Source organism: Winogradskyella algicola (assembly GCF_005869935.1).
GTDB classification, from domain to species: domain Bacteria; phylum Bacteroidota; class Bacteroidia; order Flavobacteriales; family Flavobacteriaceae; genus Winogradskyella; species Winogradskyella algicola.
In genome coordinates this window covers 879,142-898,026 of the sequence record NZ_SZQF01000001.1, presented here as the reverse complement: position 1 = coordinate 898,026, position 18,885 = coordinate 879,142, and the positions used below count along the sequence as shown (strand labels likewise).

Genomic DNA, 18,885 nt, shown 5'->3' with positions numbered 1-18,885 from the left:
TTTGGTCAGTATTTTAAAAATAGAATCCAAAACTACCTGTTATACCAAAGCGTCTGGCATCTGGATTATCTAAATAATTACCTCTAAAATTGAAGTCTATCCTTAAAATTTTGAAAATGTTGGCTACACCCACACTATATTCATAATACATACGCGTATTTGGTGCCACAAGTGGAAACTCCACAGGATTCCCTGTTGTGCTTAATGCAATGTTTTCATCGGATAACTCTCCCCAAACACCTCGAAGCCCAACAATAGCTCTAAGGTTATACTTTTTTAAGAATGGTATACGTGAAAATAAACGACCATTAAAATTGTGCTCTAAATGAACAGAAGTATACGTATCTGTTACAAACTCATAAAAGTCGAGTTGAGAGAATGTATTATAAATTGAAAAATATGTTTGATTACCTGGCACAACACTTAGCAACCCTAAAGGCACTTCACCGAAAGTTTTACCAGCTTCAATTGACGTTACCAAACGACCAAATCCGCCAACTTGCCATGGCTGTATGTAAGAGAATTGCACTTTGGTATAATCAAAATCACTGTCAAACCAATCTCGATCTCCACGTGTAATTTGTGCAAAAAGTCTGGCGAAATCATCATTTTTCTCCTTTCGCTCTACTCCAAAACCTGTCATTTCACGCTTAGGGAAATAGGATAATGCTAATCTACTTTCAAATTGTTTGATTTCTGATGAAATCCCTGTTGAAGATTCAGGATCATTATAATCTAAACTAAATGTTGGCGATGCTGACCTTAAAGTTCTAAAGCTTCCATCTAAACGAACTTCAAAATTCCGCGAAGGCTCAATTGAAAATCCTAAATTGGTTAAATTAATATTGGTTAATTTGTCATTAGCTCCAGCCGTAAAAACAGCACTAGAAGCTAAACTTCTACCTAAAACGTCGGTAGAACTCGTAAGACTTGCTCCTATCTGTTCAACATCTCTTCTATTACCACCAAAGATAGTGAGACGACTCCGTTTATCTAAAAGCCATTTACCTGAAATTCCGTATTTAAACTTATCGTCTCTAAAGCCATAAGCCAAAAAACCCTCTAGCCTCCACAAATCGTTTGGACCAAAATAAGTACGTCCACCAGTTCTGAGACGTAAGCCTTCAACCTCATTAAATCCGAATGTTGAAAAAATTGGACCATAATCGAAATTAATACTTGGAAATTCTATATAACCTGAGGCAAGTATACTTCCCAAATTATATAGCCTTTTAAACTTCTTGACTGTTTTTAAAGTGTCTAACATTTTGTAAACACCTTTTTCGTCTTTGTTTAAGGCTTCTAGTCTATTCTTTTCCCAGAAATCATCTTCTCTGTTATAGACATCTTCGTCATAGTTATAAACGACCTTATCATAGAATTTTTCATCCTTAGGTTGGTTAAACTTATAGTTGTCGTACAACGTAGTACGTTTACCATAAACTCCACGGGATTTTTCCTTCTTATTTAAGGCAAAGTCCGATAAAAAATAATCACGTTTTATAAGAAAAACTGAATCATTAAGCACTTCAAATTCTTGTTCTATATAAATTTCCTTTACCCAGTTAATGTTTGCGCTTTTAGATGCTTGAAGATTAATTTCCTTTATGGCATAAGTAGAATCGTTAACCCAAAAATCTCCTTTAAAAGTCAATTCATTTTTCCGTCTTGGATAGTAAATGATATTATAACACCACTTGTTATCTATAAGTGCACTATCTGATAGTACGTAGTTATACGTTTGAATCCCTGTACGACTCAAAGGACTTACAAAACTCTTATCGAAAAACTTTAAATAATTATCGTAGATATTATAGTCTGAATATAAATCATCAATAAAATCGATAATCACCTGATTGTTACTAAAGCCAGAGTTTTTGTTCCCTACTAAATCTTCACGTTTTTCGTTGCGCAAATTATCACCATAAACTTTCTTTACAGATTCATTTAAAAAAATTGGCAGATAGGTTTTACCTGTTACTGAAGATGTATCAACCTCTTCAAAAACAAATTCCATACCTTTAAATAGTTTACTTTTAATAAGTGCACTATCTATGGTGTTAAGATCAAATTCAACTTTCTCGTATTGGTCGTACTCATATTGGTTAAACTGGCTAAGACCATTTTGCCGTTTACGTTCCCAAATTTTCTGCAGAATACGAATTGCAGGATTTTCAGAGGCTTTTTTTGATTGTTTGCCACTAACTATAACCACTTCTTTTAAAGACTCGGCCTCTTCCTTAAGCACAAATCTAAGGTTGTAATTTATTTTTTTTGGGAGTGGATATTCTAAAACCTCATAACCAACAAACGACACCAGTAAAGCTTCCCATGTTTCGTCTGACTCTAGATAAAACCGTCCGTCTTCGTTGGTAATGGTACCCTCTGTTGATCCCTTAAAAACCACATTTGCAAAAGGAATTGGCTCATCGTTTACATCAAAAACATAACCACTAACTTTTGTTTGGGCAAAAGCAGAGGCTAAGAAAACAATAAAGAGGGCAAAGAATAGTTTTAACTTCATATTGAAACAATAAACTTCATCAACAACCATGCTAAAATTAGTTTTTGGTTATTAATGAAGTTTATTTAACGCAGAAAACTGCGGTTTATTTACTTATACATTACTTTTTTCACCGCTTTTACAACGTCGTCGCTATTAGGCAACCACTCTTCTAAAAGTACTGGTGAATATGGTGCAGGTGTATCTGCCGTATTAATTTTTACAACTGGTGCATCTAGATAATCAAATGCTTCAGATTGTACTAAGTATGTAATTTCTGTAGCTACATTACCAAAAGGCCAAGCTTCTTCTAACACTACAAGACGATTCGTTTTCTTCACCGAGTCAACAATAGCTTTTCTATCCATAGGACGTACTGTTCTCAGGTCAATAATTTCACAAGAAATCCCTTCTTTGTCAAGTTGATCAGCGGCTTTATAGGCTTCTTTTATTATTTTACCAAAAGATACTATAGTTACATCCGTACCTTCTCTTTTAATATCTGCTACACCTAATGGAATAGTGTATTCACCTTCTGGCACTTCTCCTTTATCGCCATACATTTGTTCACTTTCCATAAAAATAACAGGATCGTCATCCCTTATTGCTGATTTTAAAAGCCCTTTAGCGTCATAAGGATTTGATGGGACTACTACTTTAAGACCTGGTGTATTAGCAAACCAACTTTCAAAGGCTTGTGAGTGTGTTGCTGCTAGCTGGCCTGCAGATGCCGTTGGTCCTCTAAACACAATCGGACATTTAAACTGTCCGCCAGACATTTGTCTAATTTTTGCTGCGTTATTTATAATTTGATCAATACCAACTAAAGAGAAGTTAAATGTCATATACTCCACAATTGGACGATTGCCAGTCATTGTAGAACCTATTGCTATACCTGCAAAACCAAGCTCTGCAATTGGTGTATCTATAACACGCTTAGGTCCAAACTCATCTAACATGCCTTTTGATGCTTTGTAGGCACCATTATATTCTGCAACCTCTTCACCCATAAGATAAATGCTCTCATCTCTGCGCATTTCTTCGCTCATGGCTTCAGCAATAGCTTCTCTAAATTGAATTGTCTTCATTATTCTGTTTTTAAACGAATAGCAAAAATAGCAATAAATGAAAAACTAAGTAAATCAAATTTCTTTAAAATTTATTATGCACGCATAGTAAATATTCGAAATAAAATTTTTACCTTCGTAATCGCAATTTTTTGAAGTTTTACAAACAGTTAACGAAATCGTTTTAGTAGAATTTCACACAAATTAATGTAAACTTAAATAATATATAAGTATGAAGATTTTAGTATGTATTAGCCATGTACCTGATACAACTTCCAAAATTAATTTTACAGATGGAGATACAAAGTTTGATACTAATGGTGTTCAGTTTGTAATTAACCCTAATGACGAGTTTGGTTTAACCAGAGCAATGTGGTTTAAAGAAAAGCAAGGTGCCAGTGTAGATGTTGTAAATGTTGGTGGTGCAGAAACAGAACCTACATTAAGAAAGGCCTTAGCTATAGGTGCAGATACAGCTATTAGGGTTAACACCGAAGCTACAGACGGATTTGCTGTTGCAAAACAATTAGCAAAAGTTGTCAAAGATGGTGGTTATGATTTAGTAATAGCTGGAAGAGAATCTATTGATTACAATGGCGGAATGGTTCCTGGTATGCTTGCTGCAATGACAGATGCTAACTTTGTTACTAACTGTATAGGATTAGAAATTGATGGCACAAACGCTAAGGCAGTAAGAGAAATTGATGGTGGTAAAGAAACTGTGAATACATCATTACCGCTAGTTGTTGCAGGACAGAAAGGTATTGTAGAAGAAAGTGATCTTCGCATACCTAATATGAGAGGTATTATGATGGCTCGTAAAAAGCCATTAAATGTAGTTGAACCAGTAGATGCTACTTCAGAAACTTCAACCGCGAATTTTGAAAAACCAGCACCTAAGGGAGCAGTTAAATTAGTAGATGCAGATAATATTGATGAATTAGTTAATTTACTTCATAACGAAGCTAAAGTCATTTAACAACAAAATCCAAATCTCAAACTCTAAATTCCGAAAAACTTAAAATTGGAATTTGCTGTTTGAAATTTTAAAATTTAAAACATTATGTCAGTTTTAGTATATACAGAGTCAGAAAACGGAAAATTTAAAAAAGCAGCTTTAGAAGTCGTATCATACGCAAAAGCTGTTGCAGACCAAATGGGCACAACAGTAACTGCTGTTGCCATTAATGCAGATGATAACGAGAGTTTAGGAGCTTACGGAGCTTCTAAAGTATTATCTGTAAAAGACGATAGTTTAAATAACTTTAACGCAAAAAAACATGCTGCTGTAATAGAGCAAGCTGCCAAAAACGAAAGTGCAAAAGTTGTTGTTTTAAGTTCTAGTGCAGACAGTAAATATTTAGCACCTTTGCTAGCTGTTGGATTAGATGCAGGCTATGTTTCTAATGTGGTTGAGGCTCCATCGAGCACTTCACCTTTTACAGTGAAACGCACAGCTTTTACTAATAAAGCTTTTGCTAATACAGAAATAAACACAGACGTTAAAATTGTTGGTTTATCTAACAATTCTTTTGGAGTTGTTGAAGCAAGCGGAAGCGCTTCTGTTGAGGATTTCTCACCATCTATACCAGACTCTGGTGTTAATGTAGAATCTGTTGATAAAGCAACAGATAAAGTAAGTATTGCTGATGCCGAAGTTGTTGTGTCTGGTGGTAGAGGATTAAAAGGTCCAGAAAATTGGGGAATGATTGAGGAGTTAGCGGATGTTCTAGGTGCTGCTACAGCGTGCTCTAAACCTGTATCTGACCTTGGTTGGAGGCCTCACGGTGAGCACGTAGGACAAACAGGTAAGCCTGTAGCTTCTAATTTATACATCGCAATTGGCATCTCTGGTGCAATTCAGCATTTAGCAGGTATTAATGCTTCTAAAGTTAAAGTTGTAGTAAACACTGATCCTGAAGCTCCATTCTTTAAAGCTGCTGATTATGGTGTTGTTGGTGATGCTTTTGAAGTTGTACCAGCTTTAATTGAAAAACTAAAAGCTTTTAAAGCACAAAACGCATAATTTTAGTACCTTGTAATATTAAAGGACTGTTTAAATTTCGATTTTCTTAATTGCTTTACGTTTTATCGAAAGTATTTAGAAAAATATCCAATTCTGCATTTTGCAGTTGGTAAAGTCCAAATTTAAACAGTTCTTTGTGTTTTATAATTCATGAGTTTAGTACGTTTAAATATAAAAGGTATTTCCTACAGCCAAACCCAAAACGGCGCGTATGCCTTAATACTTAATGAAGTTGATGGAGACAGAAAACTTCCAATCGTAATTGGTGCTTTTGAAGCACAATCTATTGCCATAGCATTAGAAAAAGAGATTCGCCCGCCAAGACCTTTAACTCATGATTTATTCAAAAATTTTGCTGACAGATTTGATATTGTTGTAAAGCAAGTTATTATCCACAAGTTAGTTGACGGTGTCTTCTACTCTAGTCTAATTTGTGAGCGTGACAAAATCGAAGAAATCATAGACGCCAGAACCAGTGATGCAATTGCTCTGGCATTACGCTTTCAGGCGCCAATATTCACATACAAAAATATCTTAGACAAAGCAGGTATCTACCTTAAAGTTAGTCCTAAAAAAGAGGATGAAGAACAGGATAGTATACTTGTAGATGATCTCATTGCTGAAGAAATTGAAAGTGCAGTTGCCGAACAAGAAGGTTATAAGGATAAATCCTTAGAAGAATTAAATAGCCTTTTAGAGGAAGCTGTAAATAACGAAGACTACGAAAAAGCAGCAAAAATAAGAGACGAAATTTCTAAGCGCTAACTAATACCCTTTATATGAAACTTTTTTTCAGAGCCCTTATTGCTACACTTATTGGAATTTCATCAATAACAGCACAAGAGCTAGAAAAAACATGGCAATTTGATATAATTGAAGATGTTTCAGGGTCTAAACTATTTTCAATATCTGAAAAGGATTCCATATCATTTAGCAATGGTGAGTTTCATTATTATTTAGAAGATAAAGACAACCTCATAGCTTCAGGTGATTACATTTATCAGAACAACCTTTTAGTTTTTTATTATAATCAGCCAAACGACACTATAAGACGTTATAAAATCAATGAGTTAACAGACTCAACATTAGTTTTTACTGAAAAAGGAGTTACCTACAAATTCAAAACACCTAATAAAATTGAAACTATAGTTTCTAACGAACAAGCAGAAAGCACAGATATAATTATTCTAAGTGAAGGTTTTTCTTTTGGTAGTTTATGGAGAGGGATTTTAGGTATGTTTACCTTAATATTTATTGCTTTTCTATTTAGCAGTAACCGTAAAGCTATAAACTGGAAAACCGTAGGAATTGGTTTAGCTTTTCAATTACTCATTGCCATTGGTGTACTTAAGGTTGGTTTTGTAAAAATTGCTTTTGAATGGGTTGGCAGTTTATTTGTAAGCGTACTAGACTTTACAAGAGCAGGAAGCGAGTTTTTATTCGATGGACTAGTTGTGGATATGGATACATTTGGTTTCATTTTCGCATTTCAGGTATTACCAACAATATTATTCTTTTCGGCATTAACATCTGTACTGTTTTACTTGGGTATTATTCAAAAAGTTGTAAAAGCTTTTGGATGGTTGTTAACTAAACTCCTCAGAATTTCGGGAGCAGAAAGCCTTAGTGTAGCCGGAAATATTTTCTTAGGTCAAACCGAAGCACCACTCCTGATTAAGGCTTATTTAGAAAAAATGAATAAGTCCGAAATACTACTTGTTATGATTGGTGGTATGGCAATGGTTGCTGGTGCTGTGTTGGCAGCTTATATCGGATTTTTAGGTGGTGATGACCCAGAGTTACGACTAGTATATGCGAAGCATTTATTGGCAGCTTCTGTAATGGCTGCTCCTGGTGCTATTGTTATTTCAAAAATATTGTTTCCACAAACTGAAGACATCAATACAGATGTAGCTGTATCTCAAGAAAAAATTGGTGCTAACATACTAGACGCTATTGCTAACGGAACTACTGAAGGTTTAAAACTAGCTGTTAATGTTGGTGCTATGTTATTAGTATTTGTTGCTTTTATTGCTATGATTAACGGTATTCTAGGCTGGGTCGGAGACGTTACCAATCTCAACACATGGATGGCAGCCAATACACCTTATCAATCATTTTCTCTCGAAGCTATATTGGGAACTGTATTTGCACCTTTAATGTGGTTAATAGGTGTAGCAAAAGAAGATATGATGATGATGGGTCAACTTTTAGGCATCAAACTTGCAGCAAGCGAATTTGTTGGTTACATACAACTAGCCGATTTAAAAGATGTTACAAACGTAACCCATCTTAATTATGAAAAGTCTATTATCATGGCTACTTATATGCTTTGTGGATTTGCCAATTTTGCATCAATAGGCATACAAATCGGAGGTATTGGTTCACTTGCGCCAGGACAAAGAAAACAATTATCTAAATTCGGGATGAAAGCATTGATTGGTGGTACAATTGCTTCACTAATTTCTGCGACTATTGCAGGAATGATTATAGGGTAAAGCCCCTTTAATTCACCAAAAGGGGAAAACATAAAATACTTAAAACTCGTTAATAACTTTTAATATCTGCTTATGGATATTCAAAGTCTATAATTTTCATTTTAATTACATTAGCTTCCAATTATTTTAACTATAAATGAAAGTTTCTTCCCTTTGGGAAGACGGAAGATGGGCTTATGAAACAATATCACGACTTAGTAAAGCACGTATTAGAAAACGGAAACGAAAAAGGAGATAGAACAGGCACAGGTACCAAAAGTGTATTTGGCTACCAAATGCGTTTTGACCTGAGTGAAGGTTTCCCTATGGTAACAACAAAAAAGCTACATCTTAAGTCTATCATTTATGAGTTACTTTGGTTTCTTAAAGGAGATACTAACATTAACTATCTAACCGAAAATGGTGTTAGAATCTGGAACGAATGGGCGGACGAAAATGGAGATTTAGGTCCTGTTTATGGTCACCAATGGCGCAATTGGGCGAGTGAAGAAATAGATCAAATTAAGGAAGTCATAGAAACGCTTAAGAACAATCCTAACAGTAGAAGAATGTTGGTTTCCGCTTGGAACCCTTCTGTATTACCAGACACTTCTAAGTCTTTCTCAGAGAATGTAGCTAATGGTAAAGCCGCTTTACCTCCTTGCCATGCATTTTTTCAGTTTTATGTTGCGGATGGTAAATTATCATGTCAACTCTATCAACGCAGCGCAGATATCTTTTTAGGTGTTCCTTTCAACATTGCTTCTTATGCATTATTTACTCTGATGATGGCACAAGTTTGTGGTTACCAACCAGGTGAATTTATTCATACTTTTGGTGATGCACACATATATAACAACCATTTAGAGCAATTAGAATTACAGCTCTCTAGAGACATAAGACCTTTACCGAAAATGATTCTTAATCCTGAGGTAAATGATATTTTCGATTTTAAATTTGAAGATTTCACGCTTGTTGATTATAACCCACACCCACATATTAAAGGTGTTGTTGCTGTATAAATATTAGCATGAAATATATTAAGCTATTTATTTTTCTGTTTATCTCAATAAATTTTTGTAGCGCTCAAAAGCCTCAACCAAATCTTTTTAAAAGATCATTTGTTGCTTATGAGGGCTGTGAAGACTCTAAAGATTTAGAGCATTGCTATGAGATTTCTTTTCATGAGTTTTTAGCGAAACACATTAACAGAAAATCATTAAAGGATTCCATCTTCCTAGAAGCTAAAAAGGACACCGTAACCGTTAGCGCTAATATACTGTATGATGAACAAGGGAAGGTTGTTAAACATTATTCTAGGATTTCGAACCCAGCAAGCAACAGAGTTGAAGGTTTAAGGTATTTATTAGACAGTATCCCTGTTGTTAAACCTGTATTAGACAGATATAACAATGGTGTAGCCCAAAGCGCAAGAAATTTATTTGGTTTTTATCTAGACAAAGCTAAAGACACTATTGTCCCAATTTTAGGTTACACACCAGACGAGGTCCCTTTTGATATCATAGAGAAAGTTCCAATTTATAAGGGATGTGATGAAAGCTTGAGCAATGAGGATTTAAAAAAATGTATGAGCGATAAAGTGAGAGCCGTTATATCAAAAAACTTTAAAGTTAAACTAGCAAAAAAGTATAGGTTAGATCCTGGTATACAACGTATCTATGTGCTCTTTAAAATAGATAAAAAAGGACGAGTAAAAGATATACAAGCCAGAGGACCACATCCTGGTATAGAAAAAGAAGCCATAAGGGTTATCAGGAAAATACCGAAATTAACAAAACCGGGTTATCAAAGAGGTGAGCCTGTAGTGGTTCCCTTTTCAATTCCAATAGTTTTTGCAGTACCTGATTAATAACATAAAAAGGCGTTTCTTGTAGAAAGAAACACCTTTTTAATACACTAATTTATAAAGGAATATTATAAATTTAATACGCCATTCTCAGCACCTGCATAGTCATTCCAAGCATATGCATCTGCTTGCTCATCATTAACGTAATTACCGTCTACAACGTATCTAAACTCATAAGAGTTATCACTCTCTAAATCTACAGTACCCTTAAATGTACCGTTCTTTAATTTCTTTAATTCTGTAGCTTCAGTATTCCACTCGTTAAAGCTTCCAACAACTGCTACACTTTTTGCCTCCTCTGCAGGAACAGAAAATGTTACCTTACAAACTGGCTTACTTTTTAAATACTGCTTTTTAATTGCCATAATTATAGTTTTAAATAATGCCTCAAAAATATAAAAGAAAAAACCAGAGGGAACGGTTTAACTCACTTTAAATGAAAGAATTATCAATTTAATAAAATAGCCTTTACTTTTTGATAAACTCTATAATTATTTATGGCAAAATCTGTAATATCAATAATAAAAAAAACACCCCTTACCACCTGATAATCAACGATATCGTTTGCGAACACGGCATAAATAAATTCCATAGTGATTGCGATATCGTTTTAGTGAAAAAGAAGTATCTTTATCGGATAATTTTAGACTTATGTTTGGAAAGAAAAAACAAGTTTCAACAATAGATAAAGACCAATTAGAACTCATTGAATACGCACAAAAACGTATAAGACAAAAAAAGCGTTTATACATCCATTTTGTTGTATTTCTTATTGGTGCCGTTTTCTTAATTCTAGCAAATACAGTTCTTGGTATTGGTAAAGATTTTACTATAGCTGGTATTAATTGGTTTGTATATGCCATACTTATTTGGTTGTTCTTATTTGTATATCACTTTGTAAATGTTTTTATCACCAATAAGTTTATGGGCAAGGATTGGGAAAAACAACAATTAGACAAGCTTGTGAGCCAACAGCAAAACCGTATTGATAAGTTAAAAGAGGGCTTTCTAAAAGAAGAGCGTAAAATTGCGCAATCACAAGCCTATAATGAAACGCATCCAGAAACTAAACCTGAAGAAAAAAAAAACTCCAATGAGTTAACCATCATTGTAGCTGCTGGTGAGGACAATGCAATAGGCAAAAACAACGACCTAATTTGGCATCTTAGTAACGACTTAAAACGATTTAAAAAACTGACCTCTGGTCACCATATCATTATGGGACGCAAAACTTTTGAAAGTTTCCCAAAACCACTGCCAAACCGTACACACATTGTTATCACAAGACAAAACAACTACAAAGCACCTGAAGGAGTCATTATTGTAAATAATCTTGAAGATGCTCTTGACGCAGCAAGAAAAGACAATCAACCCTTTATTATAGGTGGAGGTGAAATCTACAAACAATCCATAAACATAGCTGATAAACTAGAACTAACTCGTGTACACGCAACGTTTGATGGTGCAGACACCTATTTCCCAGAAGTAGATTCTAAAATCTGGAAAGAAATTAGCAGAGAAACTCATGATGCTGATAAGGACCATAACTATGCATTTTCTTTTATTACTTATGAGAGACAATAAATATTCCTATTTTTGCAGCACTAAAAATTAGTCACATGAATGCATACGTATTTCCAGGTCAAGGTGCTCAGTTTTCAGGAATGGGATTAGACCTTTATGAAAACTCACCTTTAGCACAAGAGCTTTTTGAAAAAGCAAATGATATCCTTGGTTTCTCTATTACTGACATTATGTTTGAAGGTTCTGCTGAAGATCTAAAACAAACCAAGGTTACACAACCCGCTATATTTTTACACTCTGTAATTTTAGCAAAAACTTTAGGAGATAACTTTAAACCAGATATGGTCGCAGGTCACTCACTTGGAGAGTTCTCTGCATTAGTAGCTGCAGGTGCTTTAACTTTTGAGGATGGTTTAAAACTGGTCTCTCAACGTGCTCAAGCGATGCAAAAAGCATGTGAAATACAACCAAGCACAATGGCAGCAGTTTTAGGTCTAGATGATGATGTGGTTGAGAAAATATGCGCAATGACAGAAGGTGTTGTTGTAGCTGCTAATTATAATTGTCCTGGTCAATTAGTTATTTCTGGTGAAGTTGAAGCTGTAAATAAAGCTTGTGAAGCTCTTAAAGAAGAAGGCGCAAGACGTGCATTAGTATTGCCTGTTGGTGGTGCATTCCATTCACCAATGATGGAACCTGCTCGTGAAGAATTAGCTGCAGCTATAGAAAACACAACCTTTAGCAGACCTAATTGCCCAATTTATCAAAATGTAACTGCTTCTGCCATAACAGATGAAAATGAAATAAAAGCTAATTTAATCTCTCAATTAACTGCACCTGTACTTTGGACACAATCTGTACAACAAATGATAGCAGATGGTGCTACGCACTTTACAGAAGTTGGTCCTGGTAAAGTTTTACAAGGATTGGTAAAGAAAATTAACAGAGAAGCCGAGACATCTTCTGCTACTTTTGAAACTAACGCTTAACATCTTCTGTTTTGAATAGAAACATTTTTATTGTGCTCCTCATAGCTTTTAATATTGCTATAGACCAAATCTCAAAAGTCTATGTTAGGGCTAATATTGAACTTAGAGAAGTCATAGAATTAATTGGTGATAAATTTATCCTTACCAATGTATATAACAAGGGTGCTTTTCTTGGTATGGGTAGTGATATGAATCCCACTTTAAGAACTATCTTTTTATTAATATTACCAACTATAGTTTTAGGATATGTTATTTACTACATTATTAAAACAAAGGAATTAGATCGCTTAAGCCTTATTGCTTTTTGTTGCATTATTGGTGGTGGTATTGCCAATGTCTTTGATAGAATTGTATTTGGCAAAGTCACCGACTTCTTTTTTATAGACTTAGGTGGTGTTTTTAAAACCGGTATTTTTAACTTTGCAGATATTTCTGTAACTACAGGTATGATAATGTTACTTTTCAGTGGTGTTTTTAATAGTAAAAAGAATATCCCCAAAACCAAATCATAACTTTGATTGTAGATTAAAACAAAAAGACCCTTTCTTATGAAGGGTCTTTTTTGATTTAGTTAGTATTATAAACTCAATTACTTAGGGTAATGAAAACGTTGTTACCTCATTAGCACCAAATGATCCACCTTGGTGTATAATCTCACCATTTACAGTTAATGAATAACTTCCCTGACCGAAACTACAGCATATACCGTCTGAATAAGCATCGTAAATTACAAAACCAAAATCACCATTATCTATACAAAGACGTTCTTGTATAGATTGATCATCTAGGTCATCATAACCACTACCCGATGCTATTAGTGTAGGATTAGTACTTACATCTGAATACAACTCCCAACTTGTTTCTTCGGCATAGTTATCAAAAGTGATATCTAAAATGAGCTCATTTACAGGGCAAACAATAATAATATCCATACGCAAAGGATGTGGATTTAAGGCCGTATTATCATCTGCAAATCCCAACACCAATCTATCACCACTACCAAAACCATTATCAGTAATGGAAACATCGAATTGAGCTGAGGAAGCATTAGCAGGAATTGTAACAGAACTCGGCACAAAATAAAAATCTGAGCTTATGGTTGTACCTTGCCCATCATTAAATTCTATGGGTAAAACCTCTAAATTATAGATCTTATCAGAAGATGATTTTCTTGAATTGTAAACCGTTATCGTTCTAGCTGAAGTTCCGCTTTGGTTTAACTCAAAACTTAGAACATCATCTTGAAAACTTATAAATTCATAATCTGAAGCGCTTGTTGCATCAGCATCAATTTCGTTATCACAAGCAACAAAAATGAAGATACACAAAACCAAAGCTGTATATAAAATTTTTTTCATGTTATATCTTTTTTAAATTAAATATTATTGAAGCCTGCATAATTCTCGTTTAAATCCATCTCATCTTCTGGGATTTTCAAGAAGAACAAATTACTATCTGCTGGCACATCTATAGATATTCTGTGAATATCATTTCTAGTTATTGGAAGATTGTAACGCTTTGCATCAAACCACTGCGGACCAAACTCACCATAAAATTCTTTTTTTCGTTCTAACAAAATCTCATTTAATAGCGCCTGACCAGAATTGGTGGTTATTGTAGCATTAGGATCTCTTGCAGACTGCAGTGCAAACAGAAGATTCCTAGCTTCTGGAATATTACCTAAGTGATACTGGGCTTCAGCATCAAAAAGTACCATTTCAGACTTTCTTATAATTGGTATATCAGATGCAAAAGTAAAGGCATACTTTGTAGACACAAATTCTCTCCATGGTGTCGTAGCAGATACTCCATAAAGATCAACAAAGGTATTTCTAACATCTGTTGATGAAAATTCTGCTGCAAATTCAGGATCTATATATGATGCATTGTAGCTTAAGGTAAAATGATCCATCATAGGTGCTGCATGTCCCCAAAAAAAGTTAGTTTCGTCAGATCCGTTTTGAAACATAGCCCAAAGCCACTCTTGGTCTTGCATGTCACTAAATCCTGATCCCCAATTTGATGACTGTACTGCTTGGCTTGCATTACCACCATATGCGCTTCTAGCCAACTCCGAAACTCTCTGCCAATCATCTTGAGTTACAGCATATACTCTCGCTAAAACTGCTTGAGCAACAGCTTTATTAATAAAGCTTTTACCTAATCTGTTATCCGGTAAATCAGCTACTGCATCTTCTAAATCTTGAATAATTTGACCATAAACCTCATTCATTGGTGCAGGCGGATTACCACCTACAGTTTCTAAGGATGTTGGTGTAGTGTAGATTGGAATTCTCTCTAAACTTCTGTCATTATTATAGTTTGGAGCAAACTCTAAAGCGAGTTCAAATAAGTGAAACCCTCTAAAAAATTTACCTTTTGCAACAAATTCTCGCTTCTCCTCTTCACTTAATCCATCACTATTATTAACACCAAATATTAATGTATTTGCAAAGTTTATATTCTCGTAATTGAAATCCCATGTAAAATTAGTTCGTCTAAAGTTAGGTTCTCTATTTTCGTGACCATAGTCAAATGTATAAAAACTAAAATCTTGAATAATATCATTTCCCTTTACAGCCCTTGCAAAATACATAGAGTACAACCCTCCTTCATCAGGGTTTCCTCTATATTGCCCTTTGTAATTAGCTAAGATGCCATTAACAAAAGTCTGTGCATTCTCTCTAGACGAGAAAATTAATTCATCTGTAACACCTGTAGTGTCCGAAGGTTCTTCAACATAATCTTTTTCACAAGACAACATCATACTAGCTAAGACCAAAGCAATAAATGGCAATAGCACTCTAAGTTTATTATTTTTATTTTTCATCATACTATTTTTAAAATTGAATTAATGTCCCAAACGTAAATGTTCTTTGTAATGGTGATCGGTTTGCTGTTAACCCATTAAAAGCTTGTTCTGGATCTATACCACCATGCGATTGCCATGTTAATAAATTATCTCCCTGAAAATACACTCTCACTGAGGTTAACCCTATATCTTCTAAAGCATCTTGTGGTAAATTATAACCAACGGTAATACTCTTAAGACGTAAATAATCATTCTTGAACAACCATCTTGTGGATTGTGAATTGAAGTTGTTGTTAGATGTAGTTAGCCTAGGAAAATCCGTTATATCTCCTGGTTGTGACCATGCATTAAAGTTATCTGGATGCGCTGACGCACCAATAGCATCAAAATTATTTACTAAGCCAGAATAATCTGTATCTAACAGATAAGCTCCCAAGCTAAAATTGAACAACGCACTAAGATCAAATTGCTTATATCTTAAACTTGTGTTGAAACCACCTTGGATATCAGGAAGAGATTCTTTTCCGGTTTCGTAACGTGTTGCTTGGTCATAATCATTAGTTACCGTTCTACCAGTAACATTACCTTCGGTATCAACTATATCTTGGTACCAAAGCGCATCTCCATTTGCAGGATTAACGCCTGCCCATTCTCTAATATAAAACTCGAATAAAGAGTTTCCTGGTGCCCAAAGTTTAGTACCTTGAACTTGACGATCTGTGAATGGTGAAATTTGAATAATTTCATTCTTCAATACTGAAAAATTACCACCTACACTCCAGCTAAAATCTTTCTTATTAAAGATATCACTGTTTAAAGTTACTTCCCATCCAGAGTTTTCTATAATACCTGCATTAGCTCTAACCACAGGAACTCCCGGCGAAGGTGTTGCAGTAATATCCTGAATTAAATCTTCACTACGTCTTTTGAAGTACTCTACAGTACCACTAAGTGCTCCATTAAAAATAGTAAAGTCCATACCTAAGTTAAGGTTTGTTGATGTTTCCCATTGTAATGCTGGATCTGGCAATGTACCTGCTGGTAAATTAGACGGTTGACCTTCTACTGGTGAAATGACAACACCACCAAAATTAGCACCACCAAACAAAAAGCTTGTAGGGAAGAAACCACCAGGAATACTAATATTTCCTAATTCACCATAAGATGCTCTTAATTTAAGATTGTTAAGCCAATCTGCTTTTTCCATAAAAGCTTCATTAGTAACATTCCAAGAGGCACCTACAGAGAAAAATTCACCCGTGTTATATTCTGTATTAAACTGAGAAGATTTATCTTGTCTTATAGAACCTTCAATAAAATATCTATTATCATAATTGTATGCTAAACGTCCTAACATGCTTACAATTCGTCTTTCAGTTCTAAAACCACCAAACGTTTCTGCTATAGTACCATTACCCAACTCTTCCTGACCAGGTAAAAAGCCTGTAGCAGAAGCACTAAATGTATCTGAAGTTGTAGTATTAGCTTCATAAATAGCATCTACAGAAATATTATGCACATCAGCTATAGAGGTCTTATAGTTAAGCGCTTGGATAGCATTTAAACCTGTAGTTACATTTCTGGCCTTACTTACTCTACCGCCTACTGCTGATGCAGAACCAATTTCATCGTCATCAAAACTGTGACTATCAAAAACAAAGTTTTCATAGTTTAAAGTAGATCTAAATGTGAAGTTTTTAAGAAAATTCACCTCAGCATAAGCGGAGCCTAAGAAGTTAGTTCTTATACGTTGCTCAGTTCCTAATAGAATGGATGCTAAAATATTCTCACCTTGATTTGTTGGTCTATTAAAGTTTACTGGCTGACCAACTGGTCTTCCATTACCATTACCAAGATCGTATATTCTATTACCACTATCATCTAAAATAAGATTTCCATCTGCATCTCTAACGTAGAGTGGATAGATACCATTAACACTATAAATCCAAGATATGGCTTGTGTAGTACTACCAGATGTTTGATCTGGATTATTAGAATACGACCTGGAGTAACCACTAGTAATTCCGAGTTTTAACCAATCATTTACCTGAGTATCTAGCCCTACTCTTGATGCAATTCTCTCAAAATCTGATTTAATCACTGGTCCATCCTCACTTAAATAATCTACTGAGAAAAAGTAGTTTGTGTTTTCTGTACCACCAGAAATATTAATGTTATGGTTTACTCTTGGCACATCTTCTCTTAGTACAGCATCTTGCCAATCAGTTTCCCAAAGCAGATTAGCTCCACTTACTAAATTTCCATCGGTACCAATTGGGTTAGAAACGCTATAAGGATTATAACCTAAAGTAGGTATTAGAGCATTTGAGGCATTACTTGCTGCTTCAGCAGGCAATTGCCCTTGGTTATATAAATTATCGTTTCTAAGCGCTTGCCACATTAATCTTAAATAGTCTTCAGAACCTACAACATCATGTATACCAACCGCAGGATTGGAAATACCATATTGGGTCCTAACTCTAACATTTGTTTTTGTGTTTCGCTTACCTCTTTTAGTAGTAATTAAAACTACCCCATTTGCAGCTCTAGATCCGTAAAGTGAAGCTGAAGATGCATCTTTTAACACGGAAATAGATTCTATCTGATCTTGACTTATGGTGTTTAAATTACCTGTAAAAGGTGCTCCATCTATAACAATAAGCGGACTATTAGCGCCATTAAAACTACCAAAACCTCTAATAACAAAATTAGGATTATTACCAGGTTGACCTCCGGGAGTAATCAAGTTAATACCAGCTACTGTTCCTTGCAAGGCTCGTAATGGTGAGGTTACTTGTTGATTTTCTATAACCTCAGATTTAACAACAGCTACAGAACCAACAATAGCTTCTCTTTTCTGTGTACCATAGGCTACAACAACTACTTCATCTAAAGCGTTTCCTTCTTTTAAGGCAACATCATAAACATTGGCATCTCCAACAATTACTTCAGCAGTTTCCATTCCCACATAAGAAACTACTAAAATATCTCCCTGTGTTGCACGAATGGAAAACTTACCATCGAAATCTGATTGCACTCCTCTAGAGGTATTTTTTACAATCACATTAGCGCCTGGCAAAGGCATTCCATCTGATTCAGTTGTGACGGTTCCGGTGATTGTTTTTTCTTGGGCTAAAACCATTTGAGATCCAAAAAATAAATACAACAGAACCAAAGCATAATTTTTTACTTTCATAAAATTTCATTTTAGATTATACACTCAGTTTGTTGCAATAAGAAAGGTCGGCAGCGAAGTAATTTTAAAGACTAATTCAAAATAATTACTTTGATTGATGAAATTAAAGTTAACATGGTTATTTCATAAAAAGTAAGGCTTCAACTGCCTCCCTTTGCAATTGCGTAAGTAAAACAACCAACAAGACATCAAATTTGAGGTAAAAATTATAAGACTTTACCTATGCCGATAAATAATTACTTCTCATTTACCTTTTAAAAAAGCTAAATTTGCTAGGCTTTGGAATAGATTTTATTCGTTGAAGGTAAGGCACAAGGAAAGTATTGTCACAGAATAGAACTTAATCTTAAAAAAATGTCATTTTTCAGGGTGCTGATTTAAGAATGACAAGTAATTAAAGAAAAGTAAATAACATAGAGTAAAA

Annotated in this window: 15 protein-coding genes; 9 read left to right on the top strand and 6 right to left on the bottom strand. The window is 34.7% G+C overall.

The genetic code is table 11. The features are described from left to right. Positions 1–13: 13 nt before the first annotated feature. Positions 14–2,524 (bottom strand): DUF5686 and carboxypeptidase-like regulatory domain-containing protein, encoded by a 2,511-nt coding sequence (locus FC091_RS03890; protein WP_138432955.1) that lies wholly within the window; start codon positions 2,522–2,524, stop codon positions 14–16. Between the two features lie 89 nt (positions 2,525–2,613). Next, positions 2,614–3,591, bottom strand: coding sequence for a pyruvate dehydrogenase complex E1 component subunit beta (locus tag FC091_RS03885; RefSeq protein WP_138432954.1), 978 nt, complete (start codon positions 3,589–3,591; stop codon positions 2,614–2,616). A 211-nt stretch (positions 3,592–3,802) separates the two neighbouring features. On the opposite strand from FC091_RS03885, the gene FC091_RS03880 reads away from it, so the two are divergent. The 6 genes from FC091_RS03880 (at position 3,803) to FC091_RS03855 (ending at position 9,943) form a co-directional block, all read left to right on the top strand. Continuing rightward, positions 3,803–4,549, top strand: a complete 747-nt coding sequence (locus FC091_RS03880; protein ID WP_138432953.1) for an electron transfer flavoprotein subunit beta/FixA family protein — start codon at positions 3,803–3,805, stop codon at positions 4,547–4,549. An 84-nt stretch (positions 4,550–4,633) separates the two neighbouring features. Next, positions 4,634–5,596: an electron transfer flavoprotein subunit alpha/FixB family protein gene (locus FC091_RS03875; RefSeq protein WP_138432952.1), complete on the top strand. Its 963-nt coding sequence runs from the start codon at positions 4,634–4,636 to the stop codon at positions 5,594–5,596. A gap of 150 nt (positions 5,597–5,746) precedes the next feature. Further along, on the top strand, positions 5,747–6,361 hold the full coding sequence (locus tag FC091_RS03870; RefSeq protein ID WP_076620023.1) for a bifunctional nuclease family protein: 615 nt from the start codon (positions 5,747–5,749) through the stop codon (positions 6,359–6,361). 14 nt (positions 6,362–6,375) lie between these two features. Then, positions 6,376–8,094 (top strand): nucleoside transporter C-terminal domain-containing protein, encoded by a 1,719-nt coding sequence (locus tag FC091_RS03865; RefSeq protein ID WP_138432951.1) that lies wholly within the window; start codon positions 6,376–6,378, stop codon positions 8,092–8,094. Positions 8,095–8,270: 176 nt separating this feature from the next. Then, positions 8,271–9,095 carry a thymidylate synthase gene (locus FC091_RS03860; protein ID WP_138432950.1) on the top strand — a complete coding sequence of 275 codons (825 nt, stop codon included), beginning with the start codon at positions 8,271–8,273 and terminating at the stop codon, positions 9,093–9,095. 8 nt (positions 9,096–9,103) lie between these two features. Then, positions 9,104–9,943 (top strand): energy transducer TonB, encoded by an 840-nt coding sequence (locus tag FC091_RS03855; protein ID WP_138432949.1) that lies wholly within the window; start codon positions 9,104–9,106, stop codon positions 9,941–9,943. 65 nt (positions 9,944–10,008) lie between these two features. Here the strand turns inward: FC091_RS03855 and FC091_RS03850 are convergent, their stop codons facing one another. Further along, positions 10,009–10,305: an isoamylase early set domain-containing protein gene (locus FC091_RS03850; RefSeq protein WP_138432948.1), complete on the bottom strand. Its 297-nt coding sequence runs from the start codon at positions 10,303–10,305 to the stop codon at positions 10,009–10,011. A 286-nt stretch (positions 10,306–10,591) separates the two neighbouring features. Between FC091_RS03850 and FC091_RS03845 the strand changes: the two genes are divergently transcribed. The 3 genes from FC091_RS03845 to lspA are packed head-to-tail and all read left to right on the top strand — an operon-like array spanning position 10,592 to position 12,965. Beyond that, entirely contained in the window at positions 10,592–11,524 is a 933-nt protein-coding gene (locus tag FC091_RS03845; RefSeq protein ID WP_138432947.1) for a dihydrofolate reductase, read from the top strand. Positions 11,525–11,559: 35 nt separating this feature from the next. Continuing rightward, positions 11,560–12,453, top strand: coding sequence for an ACP S-malonyltransferase (fabD, locus tag FC091_RS03840; protein WP_138432946.1), 894 nt, complete (start codon positions 11,560–11,562; stop codon positions 12,451–12,453). 11 nt (positions 12,454–12,464) lie between these two features. Further along, positions 12,465–12,965 (top strand): signal peptidase II, encoded by a 501-nt coding sequence (gene lspA / locus FC091_RS03835; protein WP_138432945.1) that lies wholly within the window; start codon positions 12,465–12,467, stop codon positions 12,963–12,965. Positions 12,966–13,046: 81 nt separating this feature from the next. Here lspA and FC091_RS03830 read toward each other — a convergent pair whose 3' ends face one another. From FC091_RS03830 to FC091_RS03820, 3 genes are read right to left on the bottom strand one after another with little or no spacing between them, the layout of a single operon-like run. After that, a complete protein-coding gene (locus FC091_RS03830; protein WP_138432944.1) occupies positions 13,047–13,811 on the bottom strand; it encodes a hypothetical protein in 765 nt (254 codons plus the stop codon). A gap of 17 nt (positions 13,812–13,828) precedes the next feature. Next, on the bottom strand, positions 13,829–15,283 hold the full coding sequence (locus FC091_RS03825) for a RagB/SusD family nutrient uptake outer membrane protein (protein WP_171032449.1): 1,455 nt from the start codon (positions 15,281–15,283) through the stop codon (positions 13,829–13,831). Positions 15,284–15,293: 10 nt separating this feature from the next. Then, entirely contained in the window at positions 15,294–18,461 is a 3,168-nt protein-coding gene (locus tag FC091_RS03820) for a SusC/RagA family TonB-linked outer membrane protein (protein ID WP_138432942.1), read from the bottom strand. Between the last annotated feature and the right edge of the window lie 424 nt (positions 18,462–18,885).

Coding starts and splice junctions, on each gene's coding strand:
- FC091_RS03875 (WP_138432952.1), top strand. CDS start 4,634: ATGTCAGTTTTAGTATATACAGAGTCAGAAAACGGAAAATTTAAAAAA.
- FC091_RS03865 (WP_138432951.1), top strand. CDS start 6,376: ATGAAACTTTTTTTCAGAGCCCTTATTGCTACACTTATTGGAATTTCA.
- fabD (WP_138432946.1), top strand. CDS start 11,560: ATGAATGCATACGTATTTCCAGGTCAAGGTGCTCAGTTTTCAGGAATG.
- FC091_RS03830 (WP_138432944.1), bottom strand. CDS start 13,811: ATGAAAAAAATTTTATATACAGCTTTGGTTTTGTGTATCTTCATTTTT.
- FC091_RS03860 (WP_138432950.1), top strand. CDS start 8,271: ATGAAACAATATCACGACTTAGTAAAGCACGTATTAGAAAACGGAAAC.
- FC091_RS03880 (WP_138432953.1), top strand. CDS start 3,803: ATGAAGATTTTAGTATGTATTAGCCATGTACCTGATACAACTTCCAAA.
- FC091_RS03890 (WP_138432955.1), bottom strand. CDS start 2,524: ATGAAGTTAAAACTATTCTTTGCCCTCTTTATTGTTTTCTTAGCCTCT.
- FC091_RS03885 (WP_138432954.1), bottom strand. CDS start 3,591: ATGAAGACAATTCAATTTAGAGAAGCTATTGCTGAAGCCATGAGCGAA.
- FC091_RS03850 (WP_138432948.1), bottom strand. CDS start 10,305: ATGGCAATTAAAAAGCAGTATTTAAAAAGTAAGCCAGTTTGTAAGGTA.
- FC091_RS03820 (WP_138432942.1), bottom strand. CDS start 18,461: ATGAAAGTAAAAAATTATGCTTTGGTTCTGTTGTATTTATTTTTTGGA.
- FC091_RS03870 (WP_076620023.1), top strand. CDS start 5,747: ATGAGTTTAGTACGTTTAAATATAAAAGGTATTTCCTACAGCCAAACC.
- FC091_RS03845 (WP_138432947.1), top strand. CDS start 10,592: ATGTTTGGAAAGAAAAAACAAGTTTCAACAATAGATAAAGACCAATTA.
- FC091_RS03855 (WP_138432949.1), top strand. CDS start 9,104: ATGAAATATATTAAGCTATTTATTTTTCTGTTTATCTCAATAAATTTT.
- FC091_RS03825 (WP_171032449.1), bottom strand. CDS start 15,283: ATGAAAAATAAAAATAATAAACTTAGAGTGCTATTGCCATTTATTGCT.